Origin of the sequence: Erwinia sp. 9145, assembly GCF_000745075.1 — a bacterium.
Classification (GTDB): domain Bacteria; phylum Pseudomonadota; class Gammaproteobacteria; order Enterobacterales; family Enterobacteriaceae; genus Erwinia; species Erwinia oleae.
Genome location: NZ_JQNE01000001.1, coordinates 3,429,219 through 3,448,627, shown reverse-complemented (window position 1 = coordinate 3,448,627; position 19,409 = coordinate 3,429,219). Strand labels below are relative to the sequence as shown.

Sequence of the window (19,409 nt, the reverse complement as noted above, 5' to 3'; positions counted from 1 at the left end):
CGTATGGATACTACCCAATTGAGTGGACGTCGACCCTATCTGCTGCGTGCGTTCTACGACTGGCTGCTTGATAACCAGCTAACGCCGCATCTGGTGGTTGATATTAACCTGCCGGGCGTCATGGTGCCGCTGGAATATGCGCGTGACGGCCAGATTGTACTGAACATTGCACCGCGCGCCGTGGGTAACCTCGCGCTGGGCAATGACGAGGTGTCTTTTAACGCCCGTTTCGGCGGTGTTCCGCGTCAGGTAACCGTGCCAATGGCGGCGATCATGGCTATTTACGCGCGTGAGAATGGCGCCGGCACAATGTTCGAGCCGGAACCGGTGTATACCGAAGCGGGTGAATACAATCCTGAAGAGGAGTCGCCGGAAACGGTCATGTCGGTTATTGATGGCGATCGGCCTGACGACAGCATTCAGGACGAAGACAACAATCCTGACGACGACCCGCCTCCGCGCGGCGGCCGTCCGGCCCTGCGCGTGGTGAAGTAAGCATATTTTTTATCATCTAAGGCTCACTCCGGTGAGCTTTTTTTTATCTTTTTCCCACTGATATCATTACTTGCCGTAAAAACTTTTCTGACACGGTTTATGCTGGCAGGAATATTTTTATATCGCTTTCCATTCCATTACTCCCCCGCCATTTCGAAAATTTATTGTCTTTTTCTGAATTTCAACCCGGAGCGAACCCCTTAAATACTGGCTCAGTTTTAGTTTATTTTTTGGCAGATAGCGCAGTTTCCCTGCGTAAATTTACAGGAATTTATTAATTGTTTTTTTAAGAAAACATCGCAGATGTCCGCTAGTTACATTTGATGTAAACCCGGCAATCGCCGCCAGAGATATGAGGATAGACGGTAACATTCAGACGCCCTGTAGAACGAGGTTCGGATTTTTACCCGTTTCAGAGTGGGCAATTTGTGGTCATGGATAAGTTCGTGCGGATGCAAGAAGTCAGGGATGCTGTTTTCGATAAGCAGCCAAATGTTTGTAATACTTTGGTGAAAAAATGAATCTTCAATTAATCGTAAAGGATGTAAAAGGTAAAGTTGTTTTTAAAGAGCTGTTAAAAGCTAATCAGCTATTATCTTTCAAAACTCCTGCCACCGCAGCCTCGCTTGAAATTCACAGCGAAGATGGCCAACCGCCAAAAAAAATCACCGTCAGAAAAGTTGATAACAATCTCGTTCTTGAGGTCGTTGACGAATCCGCCAGCGTAAATCATCAGATTGTGCTGGAGGACTATCCGGTAAGCGAGCTACCTGCTGTTATGGCTTCAGGGCCAGACGGCGTGGCCTGGGCGTATGAATATGATGCTGTAAACGGTTCTTATGACCTTGCATCTGTTCCCATTGAGTCAATAATTGCCGGCCAGAATATTTTACCAATCGCTGCGGGCGGTTCGTTGGCCGCTGCCGCACTGGCCGTGGGCCTTGCGCCTTCTTCCAAAAAAGGAAGCCACCGAAAGTCTGTTTCATCTGAATCGTCTGATCAATCACCTGCTCCTGTACATATCCCCGATGAGGAAAATGAAGCCGCGGATCAGACTGCTGAAAACAGCCTCAACCGTCCGGTGATCACCGATGACGAAGGTAACGCGATCGCCGACGGCGGCACGGTTACCGACAACACCCCGACGCTGGGCGGCGGCGGCATGCAGCCGGGTTCCACGGTGACCATCACCGACGGTGACGAGGTGCTGGGCGAGACGGTGGCGGATGAGGACGGCAACTGGAGCTTCACGCCGGACGTTCCGCTGGACGACGGAGGGCACAACCTTGTGGTCGACGGCACTGATGCCGACGGCAACCCGGTCAGCGACACGGTTAATGTGATCGTCGATGGCGGCAATGGCGAAGAAAACAGTGAAAACGATGGCAGCACTGGCGAAGAGAGCGGCGCCGGTGAGAATGAGGAAAGCAGCGAGAACGACGGCAGCGGCGAAAACGAAGAAAGCGGTGAAAATGATGGCAGCGACACGGGCAACAGCGCCACGAAGCCGGTGATCACCGATGACGAAGGCAACGCGATCGCTGACGGCGGCACCGTCACCGACAACACCCCGACGCTTGAAGGTGGCGGCATGCAACCGGGTTCCACGGTGACCATCACCGACGGTGACGAGGTGCTGGGCGAAACGGTGGCGGATGAAGACGGCAACTGGATCTTCACACCGGACGTTCCGCTGGCCGACGGCGGGCACAACATTGTGGTCGACGGCACTGACGCCGACGGCAACCCGGTCAGCGATACGGTCAACGTGATCGTCGACGGCGGCGGCGGCGAAGAAAACAGTGAAAACGACGGCGGCAATGGCGAAGAGAGCGGCGCCGGTGAGAATGAGGAAAGCAGCGAGAACGACGGCAGCGGCGAAAGCGAAGAGAGCGGCGCCGGTGAGAATGAGGAAAGCAGCGAAAACGACGGCAGCGGCGAAAGCGAAGAAAGCGGTGAAAACGATGGCAGTCACGGTGGCGCCGGCGAAGAAAACAGTGAAAACGATGGCGGCGATGACGAAGAGAGCGGCGCCGGTGAGAATGAGGAAAGCGGCGAAAACGACGGCAGCGATACGGGCAACAGCGCCACGAAGCCGGTGATCACCGATGACGAAGGCAACGCGATCGCCGACGGCGGCACGGTTACCGACAACACCCCGACGCTTGAGGGTGGCGGCATGCAACCGGGTTCCACGGTGACCATCACCGACGGTGACGAAGTGCTGGGCGAAACGGTGGCGGATGAGGACGGCAACTGGATCTTCACACCGGACGTTCCGCTGGCCGACGGCGGGCACGCGATTGTGGTTGACGGCACTGACGCCGACGGCAACCCGGTCAGCGACACGGTAAACGTGATCGTCGACGGCGGCAATGGCGAAGAGAGCGGCACCGGTGAGAACGAGGAAAGCGGCGAGAAAGACGGCAGCGGCGAAAACGAAGAAAGCGGTGAAAATGATGGCAGCGACACGGGCAACAGCGCCACGAAGCCGGTGATCACCGATGACGAAGGCAACGCGATCGCTGACGGCGGCACGGTTACCGACAACACTCCGACGCTTGAGGGCGGCGGCATGCAGCCGGGTTCCACGGTGACCATCACCGACGGTGATGAGGTGCTGGGCGAAACGGTGGCAGATGAGGACGGCAACTGGATCTTCACACCGGACGTTCCGCTGGCCGACGGCGGGCACGCGATTGTGGTTGACGGCACTGACGCCGACGGCAACCCGGTCAGCGACACGGTAAACGTGATCGTCGACGGCGGCAGCCACGGTGATGACGGCGAAGAAAGCGGTGAAAACGATGGCAGTCACGGTGGCACCGGCGAAGGAAACAGTGAAAACGATGGCGGCGATGACGAAGAGAGCGGCGCCGGTGAGAATGAGGAAAGCGGCGAAAACGACGGCAGCGACACGGGCAACAGCGCCACGAAGCCGGTGATCACCGATGACGAAGGCAACGCGATCGCCGACGGCGGCACGGTTACCGACAACACCCCGACGCTTGAGGGTGGCGGCATGCAACCGGGTTCCACGGTGACCATCACCGACGGTGACGAAGTGCTGGGCGAAACGGTGGCGGATGAGGACGGCAACTGGATCTTCACACCGGACGTTCCGCTGGCCGACGGCGGGCACGCGATTGTGGTTGACGGCACTGACGCCGACGGCAACCCGGTCAGCGACACGGTAAACGTGATCGTCGACGGCGGCAGCCACGGTGATGACGGCGAAGAAAGCGGTGAAAACGATGGCAGTCACGGTGGCACCGGCGAAGGAAACAGTGAAAACGATGGCGGCGATGACGAAGAGAGCGGCGCCGGTGAGAATGAGGAAAGCGGCGAAAACGACGGCAGCGACACGGGCAACAGCGCCACGAAGCCGGTGATCACCGATGACGAAGGCAACGCGATCGCCGACGGCGGCACGGTTACCGACAACACCCCGACGCTTGAGGGCGGCGGTATGCAGCCGGGTTCCCCGGTGATCATCACCGACGGTGACGAGGTGCTGGGCGAGACGGTGGTGGATGAGGACGGCAACTGGAGCTTCACGCCGGATAAGCCGCTGGCCGACGGCGAGCACAACATTGTGGTGGACGGCACTGACGCCGATGGCAACCCGGTCAGCGACACGGTTAACGTGATCGTCGACGGCGGCACCGGCGACGGGAACGACGCCGGTGAGAATGAAGAAAACAGTGAAAATGATGGCGGCAATGGCGAAGAGAGCGGCGCCGGTGAGAATGAGGAAAGCGGCGAAAGCGAAGAAAGCGGTGAAAACGATGGCAGCGACACGGGCAACAGCGCCACGAAGCCGGTGATCACCGATGACGAAGGCAACGCGATCGCCGACGGCGGCACGGTTACCGACAACACCCCGACGCTTGAGGGTGGCGGCATGCAACCGGGTTCCACGGTGACCATCACCGACGGTGATGAGGTGCTGGGCGAAACGGTGGCGGATGAAGACGGCAACTGGAGCTTCACGCCGGACGTCCCGCTGGCCGACGGCGGGCACGCGATTGTGGTCGACGGCACTGATGCCGACGGTAACCCGGTCAGCGACACGGTTAATGTGATCGTCGATGGCGGCAATGGCGACGGGAACGACGCCGGTGAGAATGAGGAAAGCGGTGAAAACGACGGCGGCAATAGCGAAGAGAGCGGCGCCGGTGAGAATGAGGAAAGCAGCGAGAACGACGGCAGCGGCGAAAACGAAGAAAGCGGTGAAAACGATGGCAGCGACACGGGCAACAGCGCCACGAAGCCGGTGATCACCGATGACGAAGGCAACGCGATCGCTGACGGCGGCACGGTTACCGACAACACCCCGACGCTTGAGGGTGGCGGCATGCAACCGGGTTCCACGGTGACCATCACCGACGGTGACGAAGTGCTGGGCGAAACGGTGGCAGATGAAGACGGCAACTGGAGCTTCACGCCGGACGTTCCGCTGGCCGACGGCGGGCACGCGATTGTGGTCGACGGCACTGATGCCGACGGCAACCCGGTCAGCGATACGGTTAATGTGATCGTCGACGGCGGCATCGGCGAAGAAAACAGTGAAAACGACGGCGGCGATGGCGAAGAGAGCGGCGCCGGTGAGAACGAGGAAAGCGGCGAGAACGACGGCAGCGAAGAGAGCGAAGAAAACAGCGAAAACGACACGGGCAACAGCGCCACCAAGCCGGTGATCACCGATGACGAAGGCAACGCGATCGCCGACGGCGGCACGGTTACCGACAACACCCCGACGCTTGAGGGTGGCGGCATGCAACCGGGTTCCACGGTGACCATCACCGACGGTGATGAGGTGCTGGGCGAAACGGTGGCGGATGAAGACGGCAACTGGAGCTTCACGCCGGACGTTCCGCTGGCCGACGGTGGGCACAACATTGTGGTCGACGGCACTGATGCCGACGGTAACCCGGTCAGCGATACGGTTAATGTGATCGTCGATGGCGGCAATGGCGACGGGAACGACGCCGGTGAGAATGAGGAAAGCGGTGAAAACGACGGCGGCAATAGCGAAGAGAGCGGCGCCGGTGAGAATGAGGAAAGCAGCGAGAACGACGGCAGCGGCGAAAACGAAGAAAGCGGTGAAAACGATGGCAGCGACACGGGCAACAGCGCCACGAAGCCGGTGATCACCGATGACGAAGGCAACGCGATCGCTGACGGCGGCACGGTCACCGACAACACCCCGACGCTGGGCGGCGGCGGCATGCAGCCGGGTTCCACGGTGACCATCACCGACGGTGATGAGGTGCTGGGCGAAACGGTGGCAGATGAGGACGGCAACTGGATCTTCACGCCGGATGTTCCGCTGGCCGACGGCGGGCACAACATTGTGGTCGACGGCACTGATGCCGACGGCAACCCGGTCAGCGATACGGTTAATGTGATCGTCGACGGCGGCAATGGCGAAGAAAACAGTGAAAACGACGGCGGCGATGGCGAAGAGAGCGGCGCCGGTGAGAACGAGGAAAGCGGCGAGAACGAAGAAAGCGAAGAGAGCGAAGAAAACAGCGAAAACGACACGGGCAACAGCGCCACCAAGCCGGTGATCACCGATAACGAAGGCAACGCGATCGCTGACGGCGGCACGGTTACCGACAACACCCCGACGCTTGAGGGCGGCGGCATGCAGCCGGGTTCCACGGTGACCATCACCGACGGTGATGAGGTGCTGGGCGAAACGGTGGCAGATGAGGACGGCAACTGGCGCTTCACGCCGGACGTCCCGCTGGCCGACGGCGGGCACGCGATTGTGGTCGACGGCACTGATGCCGACGGTAACCCGGTCAGCGATACGGTTAATGTGATCGTCGACGGCGGCAGCCACAACGAGGATGTTCCTGAAAATGATATCTCTCAAGCCAAAATAGTGATCACCGATGATGAAGGTAGGGAGATCGGCAGTGGCGATATCACTAATGATGATACGCCAACCTTCACCGGCAGTGGTTTTGCGCCGGGCATCACGATTGTATTCCTTGATGGAGAAGTACAGTTTGCCGATGTAACCGTTGATGAAAATGGCGGATTCAGTATTACGCCTGAGCAACCTCTGGCCGATGGTGAACATCTTTTCACCGTAGTGGTAACTGATGCGAAAGGTGACAGCCATAGCGGTAACTTCATGGTGACCGTTGATACCGTGGCGCCAGAAGGCGTAAATGTTGCGGATGTGTCAATTACCAATGACAAAGGTCATAATATTCAGGCGGGTAACCAGACTACCGATAATACGCCGACCTTAAATGGTGAAGGGCTTGAGCCAGGCGCAACCGTGATTATTCGCGACGGTGATACTGTTCTGGGTGAAGTGACCGTCAGCGAAGAGGGTACATGGTCATTCACGCCTGATGAGCCGTTGCCAGATGGTGATTATCGCTTCACTTTTGAAGTGACTGACCCGGTGGGTAACAGCAATGGCAGATCGGAGCCTGTTGATTTAACGATTTGCGCTGAGCAGGGGATTAATACCGGCGTAATTGTGACTGATGATTCAGATCGCGTAATCGCTAACGAAGGGATCACTAACGATAATACGCCTTCGTTTAGTGGCAGTAACCTTGAACCGGGTTCTACCATAACCCTTATGGATGGCGAATCTGAAATCGGCGTTGTTGACGCCGACAAAGACGGTAACTGGACCTTTACGCCGGATGTGCCACTGAGCGACGGAGAACATTCCCTAATCGTGACGGTTACCGATCCAAACGGTATGACCGGTAGTGACACCATCACTATTGTGATCGATACCGTGGCGCCCGACCGCCTTAACTCTTCAGATGTGGTAATCAGCGATGATGACGGCATGCTCATAACCGCCGGTGGTTTCGCTGCGGATACGACACCAACGTTCAGTGCTGAGGAATGTGAACCGGGCAACACGGTCATTATTTATGACGATGGCGCCGTAACAGGCTCTGTGGTGGTCGACGAAAACGGTCAGTGGTCTTTCACGCCCTCAGAGCCACTCGATGATGGCCAACATCACTTTACCTTTGAGGTGGTTGATGAGGTCGGTAACAGCAGTGGCATATCAGAGTCTATTGATATAACCATCGATTCAGTCGCGCCTGAAGGTATCGATATCAGTAACGTGATTATTACTGATGAAATCGGCGATGTCGTCAATGTAAACGATACGCTGTCGGACAGTAAAATTACGCTCAGCGGCAGCGAGGTAGAGGCGGGTGCCACTGTCACTGTTTACGATAAAGGCGAGGAGATTGGCCAGGCAATTGTCGATGATGAAGGAAACTGGCACTTTACCGTTGAAGACGGACTGTATGATGGTACTCATGATCTTACCCTGACGGTGAGTGATGCAGCAGGAAACTGTAGCGCCCCGACTGAATCATTGGAACTGAACGTCGAGAGAATTGATCTGGTCGCGACGGATAATATCAATTCCGGTGCATCCGTTGGATTCACCTACCCCGTAACAAAAGGTGATTTAGGCACCATACTGACAGAAAATGACGGTGGCCTGATTGAAACGGAGAAGGTCATTACCAGCAACGCGATAGTGGTTAAAGACGGTACGGTTGTTGATTTACAGGTCACGGCCACCTCGTCATCTTTCATCAACGTGGGCAGCAGTTCTACGCTGGTTCTGCAAAAGTTCAACGCCTTCACCCGCGAATGGGAGAACGTCTCTGAAGACAGTGCCGACAATCTGTTAGGCTTGTTCGGACTGGGTGCGACTACCGCAGTACTGGATCTCAATGGACTCAGCGCGGGAACATATCAACTCGTCTATACCACCATTGGGCTTAATATCGGTGCCGCGTTTAGTCTTTCGGCCACATCGTCAACCTATACGCTGGCAGAACAGGGCACATTAACGGATTACACCACGGCAACAGGCAACGTCATCAGTGATGTCGACAGCGTTTACGGCAATGACGGTATTCCGCATGCTGGTCATACATCGGTAACGGAAGTCAGCGTAATTGATGGCCAGGGCGAGGTAGCCTCGGGGACGCTTGATGCTTCAACGGACACTGTCAAACTTGTTGGCAAATACGGGACGTTGACCATTCATGCTGATGGCAGCTATGAATATGTGCCCGATCTCTCCATGAACAGCCTTGGCCAGGTGGACGTTTTCACTTATACCCTTACCGATTCAGTCACCGGTGCCACTTCTTCAGCCAAACTGTATGTCCAGATAGGCAGTTCAAATGATGAGTTGACGCTGACATGGAATGCAACCGACCCTACGGCAAAAGCGGTAACGGATATCGCATCCAGTAACGAAGCCGACGCAAATATAACGGTAACCTATGAGTCATCCACTGCGGGTAACACCGACGTACTGCTGACGCCTGCTACCGTGAACTATACGGATGCATTTACCCTGAATGCCGCAGAGGATCTGGTCACCGGTTCGCTGACGTTGTCGACGGAGTGGGGCATGTTTGGCAATTACTTCGGTAGCGATATGACAATCGTTTACGAAGTACAAATGCTGAACAGCGATGGAAGCTGGTCAACTGTTAAGACAAATAACGCCATTGTGCCTGCCGGCAATCATAATGAAGAAGTCATTTTGACTATTGATATGTCGACGTTGGTTTCTTCAGAAGGAACCTATCGGGTCGCTATCACCACCACCGGGCCAACCAATAATGTGAGCATGAACATGGAGGTGGCGATTGTCAGCACCACGGAATATGTCATCACCGGCAAAGAGGTGGCCATCGGAAATGTGTTTACCGATGAAGGTACCGATGGTTCAGTTGATAAACTCAGCTCTGTTTATACCCGTCTGTACGCGAAATCGGGCGACAGCACTGACAGCACTGTTATTGATGACAGCTATACCTATGTTTCTGAAAGCGGCGTAACCATTTCCGGCGAGTATGGCACACTGCTGATATTCAGTAACGGTTCATATAAATATACGCCGTCCACCGACAAACTACCGACCAGCTCGCAGGATATCTTCACCTATGCGTTGAAAGGGGCGAATGGTGAAGTGGTGACCGCCACCGTCACCATTAACCTTGGCGTGGAAGTTGAAGGCAGCCGGGGGGATGCGTTGATATTCCATGGAACGGAGGCGAATGACGTCTTTGCCGTCTATGACACTCACTTTACGTCGCTGAATGGCGGCAAAGGGAACGATACGCTGGCATGGCACGGTCAGGAAGAACTGGTTCTTAGCGATATTGCTGCGAAGGTCAGTCACATTGAAAATATTGACCTGCGGACGGATGGCCAGTCAGGAAACATTACGCTGGACGCGCAAAGCGTCAGCGACGTTACTGATGATAACAACACGCTCTATATCAAGGGAGAGGCGGGCAATAGCGTAACGCTGATCGGCAGCTGGGTTGAAGCGGGTACGATCACCATCGACAGCATTCACTATACGCACTACAGCGGAACAACCGCAGATGGTACGCCAGTGAATATCTATGTGCAGGCCGGGCTTGGTCTTTCTTCTGTTAAGGATTTGGGCGTCGGATCTCAAAGCATTTACACCGTCGCCGCTGGACATGACATTACAGGTACAGAGAAGGACGATTTGTTCGATATTGTGAGCAACAAATTCACCCACATTGATGGCGGCGAAGGGTTTGATACCGTTACATGGGTTGGCATGGGTAAGCTGACTATCAGTGAAGTGGCAGGGAAAATTAGCAACATAGAGCAAATTGAACTGCTTGATAGCACCAGCAGCGGGCACATCTTCATCACTGCGCAGGACGTCATCAATCTCACTGATGAAAACAACGTGCTGTTCATTAAAGGCGCAACTGGCGATACGATAACCCTGACCGGTAGCTGGCAGGTGGAGGCGAGTAAGGTTGTCGACAACATTTATTACGTCCACTACACCAGTAAAACCGCCACGGGAGAAACCGTTGATCTGTACGTTGACCGTGATATCACGTTAAGCAGGACTGAAACCGTACAGGAAGATAATGCGGCTGATGTGACAGGTCAGGTTGAGCCAGTTCATGAGTATGTTGATCAGGGCACCATCCTTGACAATGAAAACAACAGCTTTGTCAGCGATACTTTTACTCTTAGCGATCGCAACATTTTGCAGAACATCAACGTCAGCGTTTCCGGTGCAGATGTTAACGTTAATAATGTGGTTTCCATTAAGTGGTCGCTTCAGGTTTATAACGAGAAGACCTTCAGCTGGGATACTGTAACCACTGCAACAGAATCACTGTCCAGCGATAAGCCGTTAAATGTATCGTTGTCAGGTTGTGAGGAAGGAACCTATCGCGTCGTTGTTGAAAGCACCCAGTCCGGGCATGAAGGCTGGTTCTGGTCAACCAACTACGATCCGCTGCCGGTACAGGTCACCGTCAATATCCTCAGCACCACAGAATATCGGGTTAATGGCGACAGCAGCATAACCGGTTCGGTTTTTGCGCAAAATGGTGGAGTTGAAAGTACAGGCCAGGTGAAGTCGGTGGCTGGTGGTATTATCACCGACGCCGCGAGCTACACGGTAGTTGCTGCGAGCGGCGTCACTATCGCGGGTGCTTACGGTAAATTAACCCTCCATCAGGATGGCCGTTATACCTATACGCTCAACGGCGATTCGATAATCAAACTCGCTGGCAGTGAAGATATTTTCACCTACGTCCTGGCGGATGGCACGGTTAAAAATCTGATCATGACGGTAGGCGTTTCCGTAAACGGTTCAGAAGGTGGAAATCTGGTCATGGCGGGTAGCGTGGGTGCAGACAGTTTTAGCGTTTATGATACCGACTTTACGTTGCTCGACGGCAAAGCAGGCCATGACACTCTTACCTGGCGTGGAGAGGCCGACCTGAATCTGAGCACGATTGCTGACAAGGTGAAAAATATTGAGGTCATCGACCTCAGGATTAACGGTACGGCGACGACGTTGACGCTGACCGAACGCGATATTGAAAAGATCACCGACGATAAAAACGCGCTTTATATCCGGGGGGGAAGTAACGACGCTTTATCGCTACAGGGGATGTGGAATGTTATTGGAACAGAGACGTTAAACAATATTGTTTATACGCTCTATACCCACACGACGTCTGAAGGAAAAGTAATCAAGCTTTATGTTCAGGCGGGGCTGACCTTCAACGAGATGCCAGAGTTTATCTCAGGTGTTATCACGGCTGAAGAAGTGCAAACCGTCTCTGTCGAGTCGGTCAGTCAACATGGCGAAACTGTTCATCTTTCGGAAGGCGGGGTGAGTTTCAAAGGTGCCTGGGGCACGCTGTTTATTAATGAGACAGGAGAATATACCTACGTTGCCGACGAAGCCTTTGCACATAGCGGCAATCGTGACGTCTTTACCTATACGCTTTCTGACGGAAGCAAAGCGACGCTGAGCATCGAGCTGGGTATAGATATTGATGGCAGCAACGGAGGGGAACTCACCTTCACCGGCACCGGCGGCAACGATATTTTCCAGGTCTACGACACCGATTTCATCTCTATAAACGGGGCTGAAGGAGGCGATACGCTTGCCTGGCATGGTAGCGAAACCCTGAATCTGAGTCTTATTTCGTCCAAAGTCTATAATATTGAGAGTATCGATCTTCTGGATAATGGAAATAATGACCATCTGATTATCAGCGCCGAAAGCTTGCTGAAAGTGACCGATGACAACAATACGCTGTATGTTAGAGGTGCAGATGGAGATACGGTAATGCTGAATGGCAGATGGGAATCGTCGGGAGATTTGCTGGTTAACGGGGTTAATTATAAACACTACACCAGTTCCACAATGGACGGTTCCGTTGTTCAGCTTTATGTTGAGGACGATGTAGCGATCGGTTAATAACGCGTTATTGAAAAATAAAAAAGGCTGTCCCGTTTGGGGCAGCCTTTTTTTATCACGTAGAAAGAAAGTTAAGTTTAACTTTACGGCGTAATAAGACGCTATTTATTGATTATGAAAAGACTATTTTTATTATCCTGTTGGTCTGTTTTACTGCCTTTCTCGGCGGTGGGATCGCCTCTTGTTCCTGAGCCGGCATCAGCCATGACGGGCGCTGCCGCTGGTTTTTGGGGCGCGTTTTATCCCTCTCCCACGCCAGGTTTCGCTGGCGGAAAAAGACCGGATGGACCATCAAACTCGCCGTCCGAAGAAATTGAAATGCAGCCCGTTCCAAAAGACAATCATGATGAATTACCTGGCGACTGGCAGTCGGTCATTCATCTTGCTGTTAATCAACATCCTTCTATCAGCAGCAGCATTGCCGTCCTGGAATCAACAACTTTTAATATTGAAGCCGCCAGTGCAGGCTATCTGCCTGCTTTAACCGCAGGCATTACCTCAGGTCGTCAGCAGCAGGAGAAGGACGGGCAGATTGCGACAGTCGGCCTTTCGCAGATGCTGTACGATTTCGGTAAGACCGGCAGCGCTGTCGATCAGGCCAGTGCGAAATATCTGCGACAGCAGGCGACCGTACTGGGGCAAATTGATACGATCATCCAGCAAACTGCGCTGACATTAAACGAAGTTTATCGTTACAGACAGCTAACGCTGAGCGCCAAAGAACAGGTGACATCGCTGCGCAATATCCTCAACCTGACACGGCTGCGCGCAGATGCCGGCGCAAGTACGCGCGTCGATCCCGTCCAGGCGCAGGCGCGCGTTGAGGCGGCTGAAGCGCAGCAGCAAGAACTGGAAATCAGACTGCAACAGGAGAATTACCGATTGCAGTCGCTGCTTGGACGTTCCATTGCACACGCCCGGATCCCTGCGCCGGGTGATCTGCTGCCGGTGATTGAGGGGCTGGGCGGACGCGCCGATCTGAATAAGAATCCTGCCATTATGGTTGCACAGGCAGACGTTGCGCTTGCCGAGGCAGAATTGCGCCAGTTCACAGCGCAACGTTACCCGACGCTCTCACTTGAAGCTAATACCAATAAATACATTGGCGGAATGGCTAACTCGCAAAGCCGTAATCATTATCAGAACATCTTTTTGTCATTGAACAGTACCCTTTATCAGGGCGGCGCAATGATGGCGCAGGAGAATGCCGCCATCCGTGCGCTCGACGCCGCGAAAATGGCTGTTAATACAAGAAAGATGGAGCTGACCGACCAGTTACGCAGTACTTTTCAAAGTATGAAAGGTCTGCAATACAATATAAAACTGCTGAAGAAGAGGATGAAAACGATTACCGAAACGCGCATGTTATATCGCGAACAATATTTATCATTGGGTAACAGGAATGCTTTAGATTTATTAAATGCCGAGCAGGAAATATACCGCGCCGAGCAGGATCTGATCAATGCTGAACGTGATTTGTGGGCCTCAGAGGTGAACTATGGTTCTCTTTCCGGAATGGCGAGAGAAATATTCAGCTTTAATGGGAGCGTTATTCAAGGCTTGCAGCTCTCACAATAAGTAAAAGGATTTAACGGAACTTATGATGATGGACAATGAGAATCGCCCGCAAAATAATTCAGCGTCATGTGAAAAGAAAAAAGATTATTCTGCCTGGCTGGAAGCATTACTGCTTGTCGCAAAACATTATCGTCTTAACAGTTCTTTGGAGCGGGTAAAAAATGAGTCTGAATGGCGGGTGCAAACGCTTTCTCAGGATTTGCTGATCGAAAAAATGGCCCGTCAACTGGGTCTGGTCGCCGTTTTTGATGATTTTAACGTGGGAATGCTCGATCCGTGGCGTTTGCCGCTGGTTGTTGACTGCGGCGAACGCGGTATCGGCGTAATAACGACGATAGGGAATGACAATAATGTCGGCGTTATTCTTGCCGGCGAAAAACAGTTGCAAACTGCTATCTGCATTGATGACCTGGTCAGCAGCGTGCGACGCGTACTGCTGCTCAAACCTGAAACCTCTGTTCCCGATGCGCGGGTAGATAACTATATTGAGCCACATCGCCCAGACTGGCTCTGGCAAACGATTTTGAAGGAGTGGCCTGCCTATATCAATGTGATGTTCGCGTCGCTCATTTCGAACGTACTCGGATTGTCAGCCATGCTTTTCACCATGCAGGTTTATGACCGGGTCATTCCCTCTCAGTCAGTGCCATCGCTGTGGGTACTGTTTTTTGGTGTGATGATTGCGCTGACGTTTGTTTTTATCATGCGCGTGCTCAGAACGCATATTTCTGACTCCGCTGGTAAGAAGGCTGATTTGCGTATTTCCGACCGGGTATTTGGTCATGCGCTGCGCATTCGTAATGATGTCCGGCCTAAATCGACGGGATCATTTATTGCACAAATTCGCGAGCTCGAGCAGATCAGAGAATTGATTACCTCCACCACTATTTTAGCGATAGCCGATCTCCCCTTTGTCCTCATCTTTCTGTTTATTCTCTGGTTGCTGGGCGGATGGCTGGTACTGGTGCCGCTGGCGGCTATTCCGATGATCATCATCCCTGGCCTGCTGGTTCAACGCCCGCTGGCCGCGCTTTCTAAAGCCAACATGCGTGAATCGGCGATACGCAATGCCATGCTGGTAGAAACCGTACAGGGCATGGATGATATCAAACTGCTGCGCGCAGAACCGTTCTTTCAAAACCAATGGAACCACCTGAATGAAACGATCGGCAAAACCTCTAAAAAACAGCGTTTTATCAGCGGCTTGTTAACCAGCTGGACCAGTGAAGTGCAAACCATCGCCTATGTGAGCGTGGTACTGGTTGGCGCCTTTTTTGCCATGAATGGCGATTTGTCTACGGGCGTGCTGATTGGGTGTTCAATGCTCGCTTCACGCATGATGGCGCCGCTGGGGCAGATGGCCATGATCCTGGGAAAATGGCAGCAGGCGAAGGTCGCGCGTGCGGGACTGGAAAACCTGCTGAGTAGCGCAGTCGATCAGCCTGAACGGAGTGTACAAATCCATCGTCCGAGAATCGACGGAACGTATGAGATGTCCGATGTCAGCTTTCGTTACCAGCCGGATGCGACACAACCTGTCTTCGCTGTTAAAAAACTGGTGATCAATGCCGGCGAGAAAGTTGCGCTGCTGGGCCGCAACGGTTCAGGAAAATCAACGCTTTTGCAAATGATGGCGGGTCTGCTTCAGCCGCAGGAAGGCGCGTTGATGCTCGATGGCGTCCGTCTTTCCTCTCTTGATCCTCTGGATGTACGCCGCGATGTCAGCTTCGTGGGGCAAACATCGTCACTGTTTTTCGGTACCATCCGCGAGAATTTGCGGCTGGGCATGCCGTTAGCAACGGACGAGGAGATGCAGGAAGCACTGACGCTCAGTGGAGCGCTATCGTTTGTCCGTCAGCTTCCGGACGGCATGGATTATCAGTTACAGGAGGGCGGCCAGGGGTTATCTGGCGGGCAACGGCAGCTATTGTTGCTTGCCCGCGCGCTCTTGCGGCGTCCCAGCGTGCTTTTGCTGGATGAGCCAACGGCCTGGCTTGACGACGGGGCGGAAAAGTACCTGATCGAAAGACTGCAAAACTGGATGAAAGACAGAACGTTAATTATAGCAACGCACCGGCCCGCCGTGGTTCAGCTCGTTGATCGTATTCTCCTGATCGATAACGGGCAGATTGTCCGCGATGGCAATAAAGCCGACATGCTGGTTTCTCCGGCACAAGCAAAGGCGGCGCCGCATCAGGGAAAAGTTAATCTTTCATCGCAGGGAGCGGCATCATGAAAACCCCTTTTTTGTCCCTGATGAAAAAAATGAAGCCGCGGCGGCCGGGCGCGCTCTTTTCCTGCAATAGCCTGATTCTCTGGTCGGTGATGGCGATGATGGCGGCCTTCTTTCTGTGGGCCAGTCATTTTGAACTGGATGAGGTGACCGTCGGCGTCGGAAAGGTGGTGCCCAGCTCTCATGCGCAAATTATCCAGTCTCTTGAAGGCGGCATCCTCAAAGAGCTTAAAGTGCATGAAGGCGATGTCGTTGAGGCAGGGCAGGTGCTGGCATTGCTGGATCCGACGCAGTTCAATTCAGGCTTACAGGATAGTATCGTTCACCTGCGTGCGGCCATGGCAACCTCTGCGCGTTTACAGGCCGAGACGGAAGGTCATGAGCTTGTTTTCCCGCCTGAAGTGCTGGAGGACAAGAAACTGGTCGACGCAGAAATGGCGCTTTATCACTCGCGCAGAGAAAATCTTAACAGAAGCGTTGCCGGGCTGGAGGAAGCGCTTCGGTTAATCAGACGAGAGCTGAGCCTGACGGCCTCTTTAGTAGCCAAAGGCGCGGCCAGTGATGTTGAAGTATTGCGCCTTAAGCGCCAGGCGAACGACCTGCAAAGCAAACTTCATGAGGTGACAAATCAATATATTGTGCGCGCTCGCGAAGAGCTGGCAAAAGCTAACGCTGAAATTGCCTCGCAACGTTCAATTATTATTGGTCGCGCTGACTCACTGAAAAGAACCATCATTGTTGCGCCGGTCAGAGGTATTGTAAAAGACGTCGAGGTGAATACGGTTGGCGGTGTGATCCCTCAGCGCGGTAATCTTTTGGAAATAGTGCCGCTGGATGAACAGTTGATGATTGAAGCGCATATCGCGCCGGCGGATGTGGCATTCATTACTCCCGGACAGCGCGCCGTGGTGAAACTCACCGCGTACGACTTCAATATTTATGGCGGACTTGAAGGTAAAGTTGCTTTTATTTCACCGGATACCATTCAGGATGATGTCCAACGGGATAAATACTTTTATCGCGTCTTAATCCGCACTGAAAATGACTATCTGACGAACAAAAAAGGAAAACGGTTCCCTGCCTACCCCGGCATGATAGCGATCGCTGAAATTCACACCGGCAGTAAAACCATCATGGAATACCTGTTGAAGCCCCTGAACAGGGCGAAAGAGGCACTGCGGGAGAGATAGAAAAAGGGGGAAGCAATCAGGCTTCCCCCTTTTCTTTGATGGCTGGCGAAACTCAGGCCTCAGCCGACTGACTGTATTGCCTGCATCTGTACTTTTTGCGCCAGTAATGTGGCAAACCGCATTTTAATACGATTTCCCTGCGCATCCACCTTATGCAGCGCGCCGGGATTTTCATTGTATTTAATGATCTTCCAGCCGTTGTATTTTGCCCGCAGTTCGCCAGGTTTGAAGGTAAACGGAAACGGCATCACACAGGGATAATCAGGGGTATCCATGGCGGCAACGATAAGGTTGTAGCCACCATCAGCGGTGGCGCGCTGCATCTGCTCAATCAGTGGCGTGGGCGTTTCCGGTTGCAGGAACATCATCACCACCGTGGAGAGAATAAAATCATAGCGTCCCTCAAGCGTAACCTGATTAAGATCGCGCTGCGCCAGCGTGACGTTGGCGAGTTTCTCTGCCGCCATAATCGACTGAAGATGGCGCAGACTGTCGGCGCTTTTATCCCAGCCTTCAACCCGGAAGCCACGCTGATTGAGATAGAGTACGTTACGGCCGTTACCGCATCCTAGATCAAGCACGCGGCCTGGCGGGATCAGACGCGCTGCTTCAATCACTTCTGAGTGGGGCGCGGTGAGCGAGTACTTGTGATGATAATACTCCTCCGGGCGGCAGTAAAAAGCCAGTTGACACGCCACGTCACTGCTGACGCTGTCGATGCGATGCCACTGTTGCGGCAGGATACGCGGCGGCTGATTTTCTGGCGTAAATATAAATGAATCAGTAACCTGGCCATTCGCGGTTAATAAAGAAAAATTTACCGTGCCTTTCAATACCGTAAGCTGCGCCCGGACGCCTTCACGGGTGTTGTGTTGCTGTTTAAACGCGTCAGGAAGGGTATCAGCATGCCAGATCGGCAGTGTTTTATAGCAAATCAGTTCTGTCATGATTGTGTATCCGGGGCGGGCGTGCCCAGCTGTTTGAGAAGTGGAAAAGCCTGTTTCATTTGATCCTCACTGACTACAAACGCCGTCAGGGCGCCGGAAGCGCTGTATCCTTTCGCCACCAGCCCTTGCTGATTTACCTGCATCTGCCACAGCAGATCTTTCGAGCCGGTATCGCCGGCAAGCTGGAAGGGACAGTCAGGTGTTTTGATCTTAATGAGCATCGCAGGCAGCATCAGCGAGACGCGCTCGCCGGTAAGCGTCCTTGCCAGCGACATGGCTGCTAACCGGGCAGGCTGGAGCCAGTGCAGTAATTTGCCTTCCATCTCGGCACAGTCGCCAAGGGCAAAAATATCAGGGTTCGACGTGGCCAGGCAGACGTCGACCACAATCCCCCGGCGCGTCTCCAGCCCGGCGGCGGCCGCCAGCGCGATGTTGGGTTTCAGGCCCACGGCGCAAACAACGGCATCGCAGCGGATAACACGTTCGCCATCCAGTTCTACTTCCAGCGCGTTCTCATGCTTTTTAACCGCCAAAAGGTTGCTGTTCAGGTACATATCCACGCCGGCCTGCAAAAGATGCTGCTGAAGCCGGGCGCTGATTTCAGGCGGCATCAATGAGGAGAGCAGATGGCTGGCGCGGTCGATCATGGTCACTTTTTTACCGGCGCGATTGAGATCCATGGCCAGTTCGGTGCCAATCAGTCCGCCGCCTGCCAGCACAATATGGGCGGCTTTTTGCAACGTTGCCTGAGACTGGCGATAGGCCTGCTGACTGTTGAGCGTGATCATCTGTTCTGCGCCCTCAACGTCAGGCACGACAGCTTCAGCGCCGAGTGCCAGCACCAGCTTTCCATAGGGGAAGACGCCGTTCGCTGTGGTGACGGTATGTCTGTCAGGACTGATGCTGATGACCTGCGTATTTTTGTGTAGCAGCACGCCATTTTGTGCTGCGAACTCATCAGCGACGACGCGGGTGAGGTCGTCTGCCGAAAGCCGCTGGCTGAAAACGTGGCTCAGATCGGGCTTGTTATATTCATCAGCGCTGTCGGCGGCGATCAGCCGGATGGTGACGTCTTTATCGCGCTGGCGCAGGCTTTTCACCAACTGACGTGCGGCAAAACCACTGCCGATGATAATAATATCGTCAGACATGGC

The 19,409-nt window shown here is 53.9% G+C and carries 7 protein-coding genes; 5 read left to right on the top strand and 2 right to left on the bottom strand.

Features of this window, described 5'->3' with window-relative positions; translation table 11 throughout:
* The first annotated feature begins 3 nt into the window (after window positions 1–3).
* The 5 genes from sspB to FA91_RS16225 all read left to right on the top strand — a co-directional run bounded on the left by sspB (window position 4) and on the right by FA91_RS16225 (window position 17,308).
* A complete protein-coding gene (gene sspB, locus FA91_RS16245) occupies window positions 4–495 on the top strand; it encodes a ClpXP protease specificity-enhancing factor (protein WP_034917334.1) in 492 nt (163 codons plus the stop codon).
* A gap of 517 nt (window positions 496–1,012) precedes the next feature.
* A complete protein-coding gene (locus FA91_RS16240; protein WP_034917332.1) occupies window positions 1,013–12,307 on the top strand; it encodes a BapA/Bap/LapF family large adhesin in 11,295 nt (3,764 codons plus the stop codon).
* Between the two features lie 114 nt (window positions 12,308–12,421).
* Entirely contained in the window at window positions 12,422–13,885 is a 1,464-nt protein-coding gene (locus FA91_RS16235) for a TolC family outer membrane protein (RefSeq protein ID WP_082212608.1), read from the top strand.
* A 22-nt stretch (window positions 13,886–13,907) separates the two neighbouring features.
* Entirely contained in the window at window positions 13,908–16,121 is a 2,214-nt protein-coding gene (locus FA91_RS16230) for a type I secretion system permease/ATPase (protein ID WP_082212607.1), read from the top strand.
* A gap of 20 nt (window positions 16,122–16,141) precedes the next feature.
* Window positions 16,142–17,308 (top strand): HlyD family efflux transporter periplasmic adaptor subunit, encoded by a 1,167-nt coding sequence (locus tag FA91_RS16225; RefSeq protein ID WP_197060538.1) that lies wholly within the window; start codon window positions 16,142–16,144, stop codon window positions 17,306–17,308.
* A 59-nt stretch (window positions 17,309–17,367) separates the two neighbouring features.
* Here the strand turns inward: FA91_RS16225 and tehB are convergent, their stop codons facing one another.
* Together tehB and norW are read right to left on the bottom strand one after the other, a co-directional pair.
* Window positions 17,368–18,255, bottom strand: coding sequence for an SAM-dependent methyltransferase TehB (gene tehB / locus FA91_RS16220; protein ID WP_034917327.1), 888 nt, complete (start codon window positions 18,253–18,255; stop codon window positions 17,368–17,370).
* On the bottom strand, window positions 18,252–19,406 hold the full coding sequence (gene norW / locus FA91_RS16215) for an NADH:flavorubredoxin reductase NorW (protein ID WP_034917325.1): 1,155 nt from the start codon (window positions 19,404–19,406) through the stop codon (window positions 18,252–18,254). Before norW ends, tehB begins: the two co-directional genes overlap by 4 nt.
* Window positions 19,407–19,409: the final 3 nt, after the last annotated feature.

Coding starts and splice junctions, on each gene's coding strand:
- sspB (WP_034917334.1), top strand. CDS start 4: ATGGATACTACCCAATTGAGTGGACGTCGACCCTATCTGCTGCGTGCG.
- FA91_RS16240 (WP_034917332.1), top strand. CDS start 1,013: ATGAATCTTCAATTAATCGTAAAGGATGTAAAAGGTAAAGTTGTTTTT.
- FA91_RS16235 (WP_082212608.1), top strand. CDS start 12,422: ATGAAAAGACTATTTTTATTATCCTGTTGGTCTGTTTTACTGCCTTTC.
- FA91_RS16230 (WP_082212607.1), top strand. CDS start 13,908: ATGATGATGGACAATGAGAATCGCCCGCAAAATAATTCAGCGTCATGT.
- FA91_RS16225 (WP_197060538.1), top strand. CDS start 16,142: ATGAAAAAAATGAAGCCGCGGCGGCCGGGCGCGCTCTTTTCCTGCAAT.
- tehB (WP_034917327.1), bottom strand. CDS start 18,255: ATGACAGAACTGATTTGCTATAAAACACTGCCGATCTGGCATGCTGAT.
- norW (WP_034917325.1), bottom strand. CDS start 19,406: ATGTCTGACGATATTATTATCATCGGCAGTGGTTTTGCCGCACGTCAG.